1 protein-coding gene is annotated in these 549 nt (G+C 42.6%); it reads left to right on the plus strand.

Features of this window, described 5'->3' with window-relative positions; all coding sequences use genetic code 11:
* Nucleotides 1-324 (plus strand): hypothetical protein (locus tag TW84_RS24715; protein WP_045977989.1); only part of this gene is annotated, 324 nt, incomplete at its 5' end.
* Nucleotides 325-549: the final 225 nt, after the last annotated feature.

The following is a 549-nucleotide window of genomic DNA, read 5'->3' on the forward strand; positions in this document are numbered from 1 at the left end:
ATGATGTTTGTTGGTGCCGGTGCCGGGCTATTAATGTCGTTTAAAATGGCTGGAGTGGTCAATAGACCTAAGCAGCGAGTACGCCCTTTCCCTCCCCATACAAATTATAGAATTTATATTGTTCCAGAATGCCGTTATAAAAACGGACTTTTACAATGGCATATGTCACCAATGATTGACCCTGAAGTAGAAGGTGAAAAGATGGAAGCTATTTATCGTGAAAATAGGATATTTTATTTTTCTCGCTATGCCGCCTCACCTAAAGAGCAAAAGCAGTTTCTAAAACACCTAAGGCAATTAGTTACTGTTATAGAAGAGGAGTAAATTTTTACTGGCTCCCTAAACAGGGAGCCTGTGTGTATTGGGGTTGAGCAACTGTTGGTGAATCAAAAGCTGAGTAGAACATACCCCTGAACCCAACGTATCAAGTACCAATGGAGGGGCCTCACTGATGTATGTGTCTGTCGATTCGTTACCGGAGCTAACCCCAGAGTATCAACACGCTCAGCAGCAAGCAGTACAAGAGGCTAAGGTGGTCTATCAATTTGA

Origin of the sequence: Vibrio neptunius, assembly GCF_000967495.1 — a bacterium.
In the GTDB taxonomy this organism is placed as follows: domain Bacteria; phylum Pseudomonadota; class Gammaproteobacteria; order Enterobacterales; family Vibrionaceae; genus Vibrio; species Vibrio neptunius.